A 15268-nucleotide genomic window follows, 5' to 3' on the forward strand; every position below is an offset into this window, starting at 1 on the left:
GCAAGTAAACAATGACTAAGACAATAATGATTTTTGTATTTTTGATAGACAACAATATTGAAAATAACTAGTTAATTTAAAGGCAAGCATAACTAAATAATTATGAACTATCACGACCCAATCCGCCAATCTAAATATTTAAGACAAACTTTATCTCAAGACAAAAAACCTGTCGGTTTTTTCATTTCAGCGGGATGTCCATTGGCTGTTTCTATGCCAGAGGGAAAATGGCCATTGATTCCTGATGTAGCTGGCTTGACTAAATATATTAAAGATGAAATAGACAAAGAAAAAACTGTTATTGGTGATACTCCACGAAATTTAGCGGATGCATATACTGAACTTATAAATGAAGTTGTAAAAACAGGAAAGAGCAATCCAAACATTGAAGATATTTTAAGTTTTCTGAGAGGTATGATGCAAGTCTCTAAAGGAGCTATCGATATTAGAGGTTTTTCCGAATCAGAATTACAAAATCTTGAGAAGATAGTTTGTCAGAAAATAGCTGAAAAACTGAGCGTAGAATTACCAGATAATAAAACACCTTATCACAAATTAGCTAAATGGGTCAACAATATTGATAGAGATACGCCTATAGAAATATTTACCACCAATTACGATCTGCTATTAGAAGAGGCATTCGAATCTTTAAAAGTCCCGTATTTTGATGGATTTGTAGGTACGCGATTTCCGTTTTTTGACTTACGGGCTGTTGAAGATAATCTGATACCTAATCATTGGACAAGACTATGGAAAATACATGGTTCTATAAACTGGTATCTCAAAGACAATAAAGACGTTTATCGTTCTACAAGTTTAGAAGAATGTGATTCATATATCATCCACCCTTCTCATTTGAAATATGACCAGAGTCGTAAGATGCCTTATTTAGCATTGATTGACCGATTGAATAAATTTCTAAGACAGAATTCAGCGGTTTTAATATTGTCCGGCTATTCTTTTAGTGATGACCATTTGAACGATACCATATTGAATGCATTAAGAGCAAATCCCACAGCTATGGTAATTGCTTTATTGTTTGGAGATTTAACTAAGACCACACAAGAAGAGGGCGATGGAGGTGAAATGATAACCAAAACAATCATTAATCATGAAAAAGCTCTTGAGTTGGCAGAAAACAGATCTAATCTAAGTATCTGGACGTTTGATGAGGCTGTGATTGGTGGACTGAGAGCAAAATGGAAGCCGATGAAATCAGACTATGAAGCGGAAGAAAATATAGGTAATGCTGTAAGACCAATTAAAGATGAGAATCAAAATATTGTTGGTTACAATTTTCATCTTGGAGACTTTGCTGTTTTAGGAGATTTCTTACAAGAATTAATTGGCAAGGAACAATTTAAAATAGAGCAAGATGGCGTTTAAATCTACTTATTTAGGAACAATCCAAGACGTTAGTGGCACTTCCATTCATATTGCATTAGATAATACCGCGCCATCCGGTCTTACTTATGTGGATGGAGAAGGCTATCGTATTGGACAGATTGGCTCGTTTGTGAAAATCCCTATTGGTTATATTGATCTGTTTGGTATTGTCACACAAGTGGGAGCCAGTGCGGCTCCAGAAAATCAAGTCTTAGCCCAACCTTATGGATATCGATGGATCAAAGTCCAACTTATTGGTGAGGGGCAACGAAACGGTTCTTTCCAAAGAGGGATATCTCAATATCCTACTATTAGCGATGAAGTACATTTAGTTTCAGAAAGCGATCTAAAGAAGATTTACGGACAGCCAGATAGGCCATACTTCGTAAAGGTAGGTCATATAGCAGGAGCAGAATCCATCCCAGCACTAATTGATATCAATAAATTGGTTACTCGCCATTCTGCCATTGTCGGGACTACAGGTTCTGGAAAATCAACAACTGTTGCAAGTATTTTAAATGCAATTTCTGATCCGGTTAAATATCCATCAGCGAGGGTAATTGTATTTGACCTGCATGGTGAATATGGTCACGCCTTAAAAGACCGGGCAAATATTTTTAAAGTAAATCCAGATAAGACAGCAGGAAGTATTGAAAAGGATTTATTTATTCCTTTTTGGGCATTAAAATTTGAAGAGCTAGTTGGAATTAGTTTTGGACAATTTAGCAGCGAAAAGGACTACAACACTGTTTTAGAGAAAATAACGAACGCTAAATTCAAAAGTTTAGAAACCTATCCAAAAAATGGAATAGATACTGATTCACTAAATGTTGATTCTCCTATTCCATTTAGTTTAAACCATGTTTGGCATGAATTATATACTAAAACATTAGGCAAATTTTATCCAGATAAAGCTGGTAAACCATTAGCTTTTGAACTTGATGATGACGGTAAAGAGATGAAGGGAAATCCCATCAAAGCTATCCCGCCAGTTTTTAAACCTGTAAATACTAATACTGCTAACGGAGACCGTGTTCAACATCCTACAGATTCACCATTAGCGAATAGTCAACAATTACATTCTTTAGGTTCAAAACTAAGAATCCCACGATTTGATTTTTTATTTAAACCAGGCGATTGGACTCCTGCTGAAGATGGTAAAACAGAGAAAGATTTAGATTCGTTGATTAAGGAATGGATAGGAAGTGATAAACCAATTACAATAATGGATTTATCTGGTGTTCCAAATTCTATACTTAATACTATTATTGGAGTTTTATTGCGAATCATTTATGATGGTCTTTTTTGGGCAAGAAATTTATCGCAAGGAGGGCGAAACAGACCATTGTTATTGTTGATGGAAGAAGCTCATAATTATTTGAACAATGAAGGTAGTGCATTGCCGGTAGTCCAAAAAATAGTGAAAGAAGGTCGAAAATACGGAATAGGTGCTATGATTGTGAGCCAAAGGCCTTCAGAAGTAAATTCCACCATTCTTTCTCAATGTGGGACATTCTTTGCCTTGCGACTAGCGAATGCAACAGATAGAGGACATATTACAAGTGCAGTAACGGATAATTTAGAGGGATTGACCAGTATGTTGCCGATTTTACGAACAGGTGAGGCTATTATATTGGGTGAAGCTGTAAAACTTCCGATGCGGACATTAATTGATGCTCCGCCTAAAGATCGGAGACCGGATAGTCAGGATCCAATCATTTATGACGAGCAAGGAGACGACGATTCAATGCATCCTGGTGGATGGGGAATTAAAATGGAAGATAATCCTAACTATAAAGAATTTTTAGAGACTTGGAGAGCCCAAAGTCCATTTGTTAAACGTATCATTAAATAATAAAAATTATGAACAGACAAGCAGTTACCTCTTCAAACATTGCATCAATAGGTTATGATGCTGATTCGCAAACATTAGAAATCGAGTTCTTAAACGGTGGTGTGTATCAATATTTTGATGTGCCTCAACATATTTACGACGGAATAATGAGTGCTGATTCGCATGGACAGTATCTGGCCCAGAATATTAAAGGCGCATATCGCTACTCTAAGGTATAATATTTACCATGGAAAGATATGGGAATTCAGGAGGGGATTCAGGTGTCTCCTCCTTTGAAATAGGTGTTGATTATATCAGCGTAAGGTTTTCAGGCTCTATGCGTACTTATCGATATAGCTACCGAAAAGCAGGTCAGCATCACGTCGAAACTATGAAACAATTAGCCAGAAGTGGTAATGGGTTGAATAGTTACATCAACCGATATGTGAAAAATTTATACGATTAATAATATCTTCTCTATGCATATAGAAAACATTATCATTTTCAATTACCGTAGTTGTAAATTTCTGGACTTAGAATTATCAAGAGAGCATCCTAACGTGTTTATAGGGTTAAATGATTCTGGTAAATCTACAGTTCTTCAAGCATTTGATTTATTATTAGGTAATAAGCCTAAATATAGTTCATATGGAGAAGGAAGTTACAAAAGTGATTTATCTAATTCATTGGCAAGTATCGAACAAATAAATACTACGTTAGCGGGTAAAGACTTGCCCTTATTTGGTTTTACGGATGATTCCACACTGATAATCGGTAAATTGGTTTATAGTGATGATGAAGTTGAAAAATATACAGATCTAAACCTAACCACCGCATTAAAATGGTCTATTGAATGCAATCTTACCAATGTATTATGGATTGCCAAAAGATATTACAACAATAGAGTCCAAACATATTTAATTTCCTCAGAAGCAGATGAACCATTAGAGCTTTGGAATGCTACGCAAGCGACAATAAATGGAAAAATTAGAGAATTGGCTGTTACCAATGAAGATATTGAAAATGAAAACAGAAAAGGGAGATTTTCAAACTTCGAAAAAATAAGAGCGGTTTACGGTAAATTGAATTGTTCATTAAAATGGGTGGAGTATAGCTTTGGAAAGAGTGATAAGGATATACTTCCGTCCTTCAATTTGTTCGATTGGAACACGTCATTGGAAGAAATTATCTCTACCGCTAATGCAATAATGCAAGAAGAAATTAATGAACACATAACACCCATCAAACAATTGGCGAGTGATTCAGCGAGAAAAGCTGAGGAAGCGATTAATCAAAAGTTCGGAGCAATCAGTTCGATTATCAAAGAGGTTGCTAAAGAGGTAGAAGGCATTAGCTCAAAAGTACATTTTGATGTCAAGGAAAAAATTTCGGATATAATGGTTACTAAAACCAATAGTGATGGCCCTATTCATCTCGAAAATCAGGGTGAAGGATTAAAACGTCAAATTTGGTTTTCTTTGATTAAAGCGAAAGCAACCACCGAAGAACAAGGTGAAACTAAATTTATTTGGGCGTTTGATGAACCCGAAACGCATTTATATCCCGGAGCGCAGAGAGAGTTTTTTGATATCCTAAACAAGATTTCGATTGGGAATGTACAAACATTAATCAGTACACATTCAACTATTTTTATTGATAAATCTAATCTCAACAAAATAAATAGTGTCAAAAAACAGAATAATGGTTATACAGAAATTAATTTTTGCAAAGATATTGATTCGATATTTTTATCATTAAGTGTTAAGAACAGTGATTTTTTATTCTATAATAAGTTTCTAATTGTTGAAGGAGACACTGAGCAATACCTGATACCGCAACTTTATGAATTATATACAGGTAAATCTCTAATAGCAGATAATATTCAACTATTGAATATTCAGGGGAAGAACAAGTGGAATGAAAACAAAAGAATCATAGATAAAGTATTAGGGGATTTTAAGAAATCAGAAGACCAATTAATTTTCTTGTTTGACAATGATATGAGTTTTGAAATTGGGAGAGGCGTAATTACTGAAAATATGTTTTTTGTGGGAGAGCAAGACGTTGAAGATTCCATTGATGATGAGGTGTGGCTTAACATTCTCAATGACTATTATCAAGGAATATTAGAATTCAATTTGGAAGAGATCAATAGTTGGAAAGAATCAGTAACAAAAAATGCTAAATGCAATGATTATGAGAAATTTTATCCAATACTTAAAAAGGCAATAAAATTAAAGTGTGAAAACTCAAATATAGAATATGACTCCGTCAAAAGAATACCTTCAAAGGGGGGCGAATCGGCTGAGTTCCTTCTCAAATTTATGAACAATGAGAATACCATTCCTTTAAAAATAAAGGAAGCATTCGATAAATTAAGAGTTTAATATGTCAACAATAAAGATAAACCAACAGCTTAAACGCATAGAAATAAAAGAATTTGAAATCGAAAACCAAATCGTTTTCAACTATTTCGATAACCTTTCGGCGACAGAACGAGATGAAAAATTACTTCGGGCTATTTACATCGGAGTATTGGCATTAATGGAAGATCGTATGTCGGCATTTCTTTCCAAAACCAGCAATGAACTGGGAACGGAACTGGAAAGTCTTAAAATGATCTTTGATATGAAAAAGGAGCTGTTTTACAAATCCTCTATCAAAGGAATATTGGCGGAGGACGAAATAGCCGATTTTCTCAATCAATATTTTGCAGAGAAAAGACTAAAAGACCGTGCAGTATTAACAGGAAATACAGCAGGAACTATTCCGAGAAATAAAACAGGCGATATCATTTGTGAGGTAGACGGTAATCCCAATCTCAGAATCGCTATTGAATGTAAATTTGATAAGAGTGTACGATTAGGAGATATTGAAACCAAAGATCTGTTTACACGGAAGACCGATACCGCCTGGAGCCAATTGCTCGAAGCACAAGCTAACAGGGATGCAAAAGTGGGTCTCATCGTATTTGATATTTCCTTGGTAGATAATTCTGTTCTTAGGGAATTTGAAAACGTAGGATATATTCCCAGTATCGGATTGGTTGCCATTATCAACTCTCAAAAAGGCGATTACTCCAACTTAGCAATTGCCTATATGCTGGCGAGAGATATTGCGTTAAATGCCAAGCAGGTGGAACTGGATAAGGATTTGTTAGTGATATTAGTCAATCGGCTTATAAAAGACATCAACGAAATCACAACGATAAAAAGCCTGGTTCATAATAATATTGAGAATAATAAAGCCATTCTCAAACAGCTAGAAAAAAGTATTTTGTTAATGGAGTTTAATCAACAATATCTCAAAAAATTCTTAGCTGATGGTACATTAACAAAAGAGGATTTACTCAATTATTATCAAGGTGAAGATATAAAAGATAAATACCGGTTAATAGAAAATGAAATTAATGCGCTGAAATGACAGACACTTCTCAAATATTAAACACACTGGACACTTCGCCAAGTGTTGAACTGTTGCGTTTACGCAATAGAGCAATGGTTGTTGAATTTCTTGTCAACACCTTTTTAAATAAGCAAGGTGCAATTTCTTCCGAAAATATGCATACGCAATTAGCAGATTTTTTAGAAGGACATGAAGTGGAAAATGACGAAGAAAGCGAAATCAGTGTGTTTGATACGTATGAAGTAAAAGCTAAAAAATATATTCAGAAATGGACAAATAGCGGTTTTTTAACGAATTATCCCGATGAACAAGGAGAGATTTTCTATGATCTATCTACCCATTCAAGTAAAACCATAGACTGGTTAACAAGTTTAAAAAAAGAGGAATTTGTTGGTACAGAATCTAAATTCAACAATATTCTAAATCAGTTGAAAGAACTGGTGGAATTTACCAACGAAGATGCCGAGAAGCGTATTCAATTATTGGAAGAAAAGAAACTGGAAATTGAACAACAAATTCAACGCATAAAAATAGGTGAAGATGTAAAGGTATTTGAAGAATTTGAAATCATTCCACGTTTCAACCAGCTCAATCAGTCAGCGAAAGAACTGTTATCCGATTTCAAGGAAGTAGAAGATAATTTTAAAGAAATAACAAAAGGTATTTACCAAAAACACGCAGAAGGTAGTTTGACAAAAAGCGATATTCTGACGTTCACTTTCGATGCTCTTGATGAACTGAAAGACAGCCAGCAAGGAAAAAGTTTCTACGCTTTTTGGTCATTTGTTCTCAATCCTGACTTGCAAAACAAATGGGAAAATTTGACTAAAGAATTGTATGACACTTTAGAAGAAAAATCTATTTCTGTCAACGATTCATTTCTCAAAGGAATGAAAAACCATTTGTACAACTCGGGAAGAAAGGTCTATAAAGCCAATGATAAAATGGCTGAAAAACTAAGTCGTATCATTCGGGAAACCGAAAGCACAAAATCAGAAGCCACGAAAAAGTTAATTCAGGAAATCAAAAAGCAATTGGTAGAAATCAGCAAAACAAAAAAGAAGCCTAATATTTCGTTTGAATTGGAAACCGAAATTGAAATCAATATCCCATTTGAACGTAAATTAACCACCGAACAAACTGAAGAAATTACTTATACCAACAAACCAAAAATAGCAGACGAAGACATTACGACCTCCAATCATTTAGGAAAATTGTTTTCACAATCCAACATTGACAAAGAGTTGCTAAGGAAAAGAATCAAAGATATTTTGAAAGAAAAATCGCAAACAACACTTTTAGACGTGGTTGAAAATTATGGCGGACTCGAAAAAGGTTTGCCCGAATTGTTCGGATATATTGGAATTGTAAAAGAGTTTAAACACGTTATCAATCCCGAAAAAACACAGAACATAATCTTCGATGTGGAAAGAGGGAGACACATAAAAATTCCTGAAATAATTTTGACCAAATGAGCAGTTTAGAACAGCATGTTACCCCATATAGCAAAGCAATTGTGAGATTGCTTAAATCGACAGTTGAACGTACTTCAAACGTATGGGATGATATCATTCTTTATCAAAATGAAATTCAGGATTATATCAGCCAAATTGGTTTAGAACTTATCGTAAAGAAAGACGAAGGATTTGCTTTTGTAAAACAATTGGAAGACAGCGAAGGTAAAACGCTTGGCTTGGTAACAAGACGACAAATTGGTTTTGAAACATCCATAGTTTTGGTCGTTTTAAGACAAAGTTTAGAAGATTTTGATAGCAATCCAACACAATTGGCAAGCGAGAAATTCATTACTGATACAGAAATCAAAGATGAATTAGAACTTTTTCTGCAAGAGGGTTATAATAAATTGAAATTTCAAAAAGATTTAGATAAATATATTCGGAGTGTTGTAGAATTAGGTTTTTTAAAGGAAATCAGCAAAAAAGAAAACGAAACAAAATACCAGATACACCGCATTATCAAAGAAAAAATAACAATGGATATATTACAGGATTTTCAAACAAAACTGAAAGAATATGTTGAGTCTGTTTAGTACAAGTTCCGAGAAAGCAGGTTTCAGACTTCAATATATGGAAGTTTACAACTGGGGAACGTTTAACGAAAAGGTTTTCAGAATCAATCCGCAGGGAAATAATTCATTGTTGACTGGAGCAAACGCTTCGGGAAAAAGCACCTACATTGATGCCTTGTTGACGTTAATTGTTCCAGCAAAAAAAGACCGTTTTTACAATCAATCATCCGGTGTTGATAAGAAAGGCGACCGAACCGAAGAGACGTATGTGTTAGGGCATTACGGAAACATTCAGGAAGAAGGAAAAACATCCTCTTCTACACAAAAACTGCGTGATACCAACACCTACTCGGTTATTCTTGCTCATTTTGAAAATACCGACCAAAAGAGAATTACATTGTTTCAAGTTCGTTGGTTTTCTAATAATGAATTGAGGAGGCAATTTGGAATTGCCCACATTCCACTTACAGTAGAAAAAGATTTTCGTGATTTTGATGCCAAAGGCTTGTGGAAAAGAAGATTGGATAAAATTTACAATGCGAACGCAACTAAAAATAAAATTGAATTTAAAGAAACAATAACCGATTATGCTAATAGAGTGGTTGATTTATTCGGTATGCGTTCTGTTAAAGCATTGAGCTTGTTTAATCAGGTTGTGGGTGTAAAAGTTTTGGAAGATTTAGATGAATTTATCCGAACGAATATGTTGGAAGAACAAGATGCAGAAGCCGAATTTATCCAGCTTAAAGAAAGTTTTTTGACTTTAATGGATGCCAAAACTAATATTGAAAAAGCCAAAGAACAAATCAAACAGCTTACACCAATTAACGAAATAGCGAAACAATTAAATGAAATTCAAAATGATTTACAGCAATTAGAAACATCAAAAGAAACGGCTGTGTATTGGTTTGCCAAGATAGGAATTGAATTGGGCGAAAAGCAATTGGAAAAATGCAAAGAAGTATTACAACTTTTACAGGATAAATTAGCCGGGTTGCGAGCGAAAGAAACTGAATTAAAAGACCAAGAAACGGATTTGACAGTTCAGATAAAGTCGGATGAAGTGGGAAATCAAATAGAGAAACTTGAAGCAGAAATAGGACGATTAGAAAAAAGTAAAAATTTAAGAAGCGACAAACTTGACGATTACAACAAAATTGCTCAATACATAAATATAAACACCAACCCAAGTGAAGAAATTTTTATTGAAAACAGAGAAAAAGCAAAACAACTAAAGCAAAGTACGCAACAGAATATTGATGAAGAAAATGAAAATCTTCGTGCCTTTAAAAACGAAGAAGATAAATTAAAACAGGACACAGAAGAGTTAGTAAACACTATCCAAATACTTCAAAAAAATAAAAATAATATTGCTGGTCGTGAGGCAGAAATAAGGGATGAAATTATTACACACATTGGAGCAAATAGAGAAGAAATTCCTTTTATTGGTGAATTGATTAAAGTAAAGGAAGATGAACTACATTGGGAGTCTTCCGTTGAAAAAGTGTTGCACAACTTTGCTTTGCGATTGATTGTTCCACCAAAATACTATTCACAGGTAAATCAATACGTAAACAGCCACAATCTGAAAGGCAGAATTCGTTATGATAAATATGAAGAACAAGATTATCTCAAAAATTTTCATAGAAAAAATATCGAGGAAAAATCTTTAGTTCATAAGATTGATATAAAGCCTAAAACAGTTTATGCCGATTGGATTGAAAACTATTTGGAAGCACAATTTAATTTTACTTGTGTAGATAACATTTCGGAATTTGAACGTCATTCGGAAATGGCAATCACTCAAAACGGATTGATAAAATTCAAAAGAGGTAAACACGAAAAAGACGACCGTCCGCACATTTCCAAAAAAGAAAACTATGTTCTAGGTTGGGATAATAAAGAAAAGATTGCTGTTTTAAGGAGAGAATTAAATAGTGTGCAAAATCAACAGTCCGAAAATAAAAAGGCAATTTCAAACAAAAATATTGAGATTAAAAACTTAGGAACATTCAGAGACGAATGTCATAATTTGTTTTCAAAGTTTGACAAATACGATGATATAAACTGGCAATTTTACGCCAATGAAATTCAGGAAAAAACAGATCAAAAAGAGGGTTTAGAAACAACAAACGACCGGGTAAAGCAGTTGCAAGAGCAATTGAAGAAGGTGCAAACCAACTTAAAGCAGCTTACTGAAATTGATGTTGCAAATAATAACAGAGAAATTTTTCAAACAGAAGAAAGGCAAAAAAGTATTGAAAAGACAATAAGAGATAGTCAAGTCCTTATCGAACCATTTGGAGATATTGATATAACTGCATTTGAGGTTCAAAATTCGGATTTAATTAATATCGAATACGAAAACTTTGAAACAAATCGCAGAAAATTTCAAGACGAAAATTTAAAACAAACTCGAGAACTTCAAGAGCAGAAAGGAAAAAAAGAAAGTGAAGTAAGAATTAAAATCAATACTTTCAAACAACCGACCGAAACCATCACCAGCAGATTCAAAGATTGGCGTTCGGATGTTAATTCATTACCAGATTCTACAAATTTGGATTTAATCAGTGAATATCAAACCTGTTTAGAAAGATTAGAAAAAGACAATCTCCCAAAATTTGAGAAGAAATTCAACGACTATTTACAGGAAACCATTACCAACAAAGTGGGAGATTTCAGAATGTTTTTTCAAAACTGGTCGGATTCTATAAAAGATAATATTCAGCATTTGAACACATCCTTGAAAGAGATTGATTTCAAAAGCAATCCTAAGACATATATTCAAATCGTTGCACCGAATAAAATCAGTGACGAAGTAAAAGAATTCAGAAGACTATTGGACAATGCAGTTCCGAATGTGCATCAGATGAATGCTACGATTGACGGAAGAAAGCATCATTTTAACGAGAACATTCAACCATTTATTGAAAAATTAGACAAAGAAGAATGGCGCAAAAAAGTAATGGATGTTCGCTCTTGGTTCAGTTACAAAGCCGAAGAGTTTTACAAAGAAACCCACCATAAATTCAAAACCTATGAAGCTATGGGACAACTTTCCGGTGGAGAAAAGGCACAACTTACCTACACAATTTTAGGTTCTGCCATTGCATATCAATTTGGCTTGACAAAAGAAGGGTTGCAAAGCAATTCGTTTCGTTTTATCGCCATTGATGAAGCGTTCAAGGCACAAGACGAAGACAAAGCCAGATACTTGATTACGCTTTGCAAACAGCTTCATTTGCAGTTGTTGGTGGTTACACCAAGCGACAACATTCACATTGTAGAAAATGATATTTCATTCGTTCATTTTGTAGAACGCAAAGAAGAGCGACATTCTTGGTTGTACGATATGCCGATTGAACAATTCAAAGAGGAAAAAATCAATTATTTGAACCAATGATTACAGCACAAGAAATAAGAAACAAAACCGATAAAAAGTACATTTCTTTTCTTCAATCATTGGTAGAACAGAGACCTTTTGAAAAGTTGGTAATTCGTGGGGATAAATCATATACCAAATCATCATTACCTGAATTTGAAAAAGAAATCCAACAAATCGTCAGTCAATCCAAAGAGAAAAAAGGTTTTGGCTACACATTGGAATTTCAATTAGTAAAAACAAAATTTTTAGCCTCACAAAACTTACCTATTTCAATTTACTTCGATACGGAAAAAGATTTTTTGAAATTTTTGGACAAAGAGAAGGAAGTAGAATTATTCAAATCAGATGTTGAAAAAATTACCAATGTGTTCCCTGAATTAAAAGAATGGATAATCAAAAATCCTTTGCGAGTAATTACAAATCAAACGGAATGGGATAACATTTTGAAAGTATGCCAATATTTCAAAAAAAATCCCAAACCGAATTTGTATATAAGAGAATTGCCGATAAAAATACATACGAAATTTATTGAAAAGAATAAAGGCGTAATCCGGGAACTACTTGACATTCTGCTCACAGAACAGATCAATAGTGATAGTAAAGAGTTTGAAAAAAGGTTTCATCTTAAGTTTAGTGAACCACTTATCCGGTTTAAAATATTAGACAAAGAAATAAGCCAAAAATACTTTTCAGGAATTGATGATGTTGCTATTCCTGTAAGTCAATTTGAATCATTGAATTTACCAATTAAAAGGGTTTTAGTAGTTGAAAATAAAACCACACTTTATACCACTTTAACTTTGCCCAAAATGGATGAGACCATTGCAATATTTGGGAGTGGATTTAGTGTTTATAATTTAAAAGGTGCTCAATGGCTTATCAATGTTGAATTGTTCTATTGGGGCGATATTGATGTCCAGGGATTTGAAATTTTATCGCAATTTAGGTCTTACTTTCCGCAGACTCAAAGTATGCTGATGGATAAAACAACTTTTGAGAAATTCTTTGAAAATGATAGCGGTACTCCGACAAATGTTTCAACAAAGCTCAATTTGACAGACGGGGAACAACAACTTTATGAAGTTTTGAAAATAAATAATTGGCGATTGGAGCAGGAGAAAATTCCATTGTATTGGATAAATGAATTAGTAAATTGAATTAGTAATTACTTAAACTGAAAGCTACAATCACCTTCTCCTCTGAAAAGAAGTCATCTGTTCCGGTATTATCGGTATCTTGTTATTCAGAGGAGTAGAATTGCTGTTTTTTATCTCATAATTAAAATCAGTCTTTTTAAAGAGAAAGAAAAATATATCATATGCTTCAACTGGGAACCAAGTATCCATTATGAGAGATGCTTCAAGACTATTATCCTCTTTGATGATTTGCCTTAAAAACGATTCTTTCAACTTCTTTTTTATTGGCTCTTGAACTTGGAGACCTCTCGTTTCATATCCAATTCCAAAACTTTCTCTAAGATAATTAATATTGAATCCTCTGTACATCTTTTATTTATAATTTTAATATGAATTTTGCCTTATAATTTGATTTTTCTAAAATTTCAAAACCGCTTCAGCAGACTCCTTAAAAGCATTCGTCTTCTCAATTTGTTTTTCTAAATTCAAAAAATCGGAAGCATCCAATTGACTTGAAAATTTCTGGGCTCTTTGAAGCATTTTGATATAAACAGATGGATCGCTGCTTCTTGTAAGTTTTCGTAAAGCTCCCAAATAATCCTCTCGGTAAACAGTAGGAATCATTATCCTACTTTGACCTGCATGGACGAATTCGGCATTCATCATTACTCTGGCAATTCTGCCATTCCCATCTAAAAAAGGGTGAACCTCGCTAATTAAGAACATTATAAATGCAGCACGGGAGAAGGCATCTGTAAGAGCCTGATAAAACTCAAAGCCTTTTTTGAGAGTTCCTCTAACCATTGTGAAGTCCACAAAATGTGTTTCACCAGCCCGATTATTTTTATCCTTAAATTCTCCTGGTTTTTTAGATTGCCGGGCATCTAATAAAACTTTGTGGCGATAAGAGAGGATATCGAATAGTTCATCAACATTAGCCGGAATCAGCGACATTTCTTTTTTGCTGCTCACTAATTTATAGGTTCCGAGAATATCGTGCGAATCTTCGCCACGGTTTTTGATGGGTATTTGACTGTCAACAATTTGTTTTGCTTCCTCAATTTCAAAGACCGTTCCTTCAATGTAATTTGAAAAGTAAGCCTCAAAAAAAGCAAAATTTCTGAATGATTCAGGAGAAAGGTTTTTATCTTCAATATTCTCAAAAATATCTTGTTTAAGATGAATAAATAGCTTTTCAAAAAGTTTCAACCTTCCTTCATCATAAGGCTCACCAAGGGCTCTTGCTTTTGCGATAGGAGAGGATAGAAGATTGGAAGGGCGTGTTTTTAATAATGCCCCAATAATTTTATTAAGCTTTGCATACTCACTTTGCATCCCTGTTTTTACTGATATTTCTCTTGCATTATCTCTAAAGTCATTTAAGCCATTTTCGCCTTTGATTAAAAAAATCTTTTCCAGTTTATTTTCTAATTCCTCAACTGGGAGATTTTTGGGAAGTCTTCCTGTCTTTCTGGCAGATTGAAGATTCTCAAGAAATGCTCGTTCCTGGCTTGCGACATAGAGCTCACCAACAAATTTGGAATCTCCCTCAACAGGCTGTTCTCCCTTGAAAAAATTTAAAGTAATACCTGGTAATTCAATTTTTTTTGAGTAAGAATAAGTTAGAAATATTTGTGAATCTTCAGTCGGTTTAAATTCCAAAGCAGATCGATGGCTTAATACTGCTCCGGGATACAAGTTTCCCAAAATTTGAAAAATATTTCTCTGAATAATTTTTGCAGCAGACTCCTCAAGATTAGATGTGTAAATACGTGGGGCAATTTTTCTGATAATGCCCTTATTTTCCATTTTGGAAATTTCTCTGCTAACTTCCGGATTACTTGAAGAAAAAATAAGTTCTTGTAGTCTCAACTGCATATTTTTTTCCATTAAAAAGTAAAATATTATTCAAATTTACAAATATTTTCTATTAAAATATAAAAAATAGCATTTTTTTTATATTAATAAATTTTATTTGCTATTAAGACGGGATAGGAAGTAAAAACTTTATGATCTACGATTTGAAGGTAATACAATCACTTGTTCAAAAAATAAAAATGTTTGTTTGGAAATAACCAAAAAAACAATATATT

Annotated in this window: 11 protein-coding genes; 9 read left to right on the plus strand and 2 right to left on the minus strand. The window is 33.8% G+C overall.

Annotated features, from left to right (window positions below):
- Positions 1 to 102 precede the first annotated feature (102 nt).
- The 9 genes from H0S70_RS02035 to H0S70_RS02075 all read left to right on the plus strand — a co-directional run bounded on the left by H0S70_RS02035 (position 103) and on the right by H0S70_RS02075 (position 13196).
- The gene (locus tag H0S70_RS02035; RefSeq protein WP_123247827.1) at positions 103 to 1386 is read left to right on the plus strand and encodes an SIR2 family protein; all 1284 of its coding nucleotides are present in this window, start codon (positions 103 to 105) and stop codon (positions 1384 to 1386) included.
- A complete protein-coding gene (locus H0S70_RS02040) occupies positions 1376 to 3241 on the plus strand; it encodes an ATP-binding protein (RefSeq protein WP_188321526.1) in 1866 nt (621 codons plus the stop codon). The genes H0S70_RS02035 and H0S70_RS02040 overlap by 11 nt, the downstream gene beginning before the upstream one ends.
- Before the next feature lie 8 nt (positions 3242 to 3249).
- Positions 3250 to 3459 carry a KTSC domain-containing protein gene (locus tag H0S70_RS02045; protein ID WP_123247825.1) on the plus strand — a complete coding sequence of 70 codons (210 nt, stop codon included), beginning with the start codon at positions 3250 to 3252 and terminating at the stop codon, positions 3457 to 3459.
- 240 nt (positions 3460 to 3699) lie between these two features.
- Complete coding sequence (locus tag H0S70_RS02050; protein ID WP_188321527.1) at positions 3700 to 5607, plus strand: ATP-dependent nuclease; 1908 nt, start codon at positions 3700 to 3702, stop codon at positions 5605 to 5607.
- 1 nt (position 5608) lies between these two features.
- The gene (locus H0S70_RS02055) at positions 5609 to 6643 is read left to right on the plus strand and encodes a hypothetical protein (RefSeq protein WP_123247822.1); all 1035 of its coding nucleotides are present in this window, start codon (positions 5609 to 5611) and stop codon (positions 6641 to 6643) included.
- Positions 6640 to 8100 (plus strand): DUF3375 domain-containing protein, encoded by a 1461-nt coding sequence (locus H0S70_RS02060; RefSeq protein ID WP_123247821.1) that lies wholly within the window; start codon positions 6640 to 6642, stop codon positions 8098 to 8100. The genes H0S70_RS02055 and H0S70_RS02060 overlap by 4 nt, the downstream gene beginning before the upstream one ends.
- Entirely contained in the window at positions 8097 to 8675 is a 579-nt protein-coding gene (locus H0S70_RS02065; RefSeq protein ID WP_188321528.1) for a DUF4194 domain-containing protein, read from the plus strand. The genes H0S70_RS02060 and H0S70_RS02065 overlap by 4 nt, the downstream gene beginning before the upstream one ends.
- Entirely contained in the window at positions 8659 to 12057 is a 3399-nt protein-coding gene (locus tag H0S70_RS02070; RefSeq protein ID WP_188321529.1) for an ATP-binding protein, read from the plus strand. Before H0S70_RS02065 ends, H0S70_RS02070 begins: the two co-directional genes overlap by 17 nt.
- Complete coding sequence (locus tag H0S70_RS02075) at positions 12054 to 13196, plus strand: Wadjet anti-phage system protein JetD domain-containing protein (protein ID WP_188321530.1); 1143 nt, start codon at positions 12054 to 12056, stop codon at positions 13194 to 13196. The genes H0S70_RS02070 and H0S70_RS02075 overlap by 4 nt, the downstream gene beginning before the upstream one ends.
- 30 nt (positions 13197 to 13226) lie before the next feature.
- Here H0S70_RS02075 and H0S70_RS02080 read toward each other — a convergent pair whose 3' ends face one another.
- A complete protein-coding gene (locus H0S70_RS02080) occupies positions 13227 to 13544 on the minus strand; it encodes a hypothetical protein (protein WP_188321531.1) in 318 nt (105 codons plus the stop codon).
- Between the two features lie 48 nt (positions 13545 to 13592).
- Complete coding sequence (locus H0S70_RS02085) at positions 13593 to 15053, minus strand: Fic family protein (protein WP_228453824.1); 1461 nt, start codon at positions 15051 to 15053, stop codon at positions 13593 to 13595.
- Positions 15054 to 15268 lie beyond the last annotated feature (215 nt).

Origin of the sequence: Chryseobacterium manosquense, assembly GCF_014623485.1 — a bacterium.
Lineage (GTDB): Bacteria > Bacteroidota > Bacteroidia > Flavobacteriales > Weeksellaceae > Kaistella > Kaistella haifensis.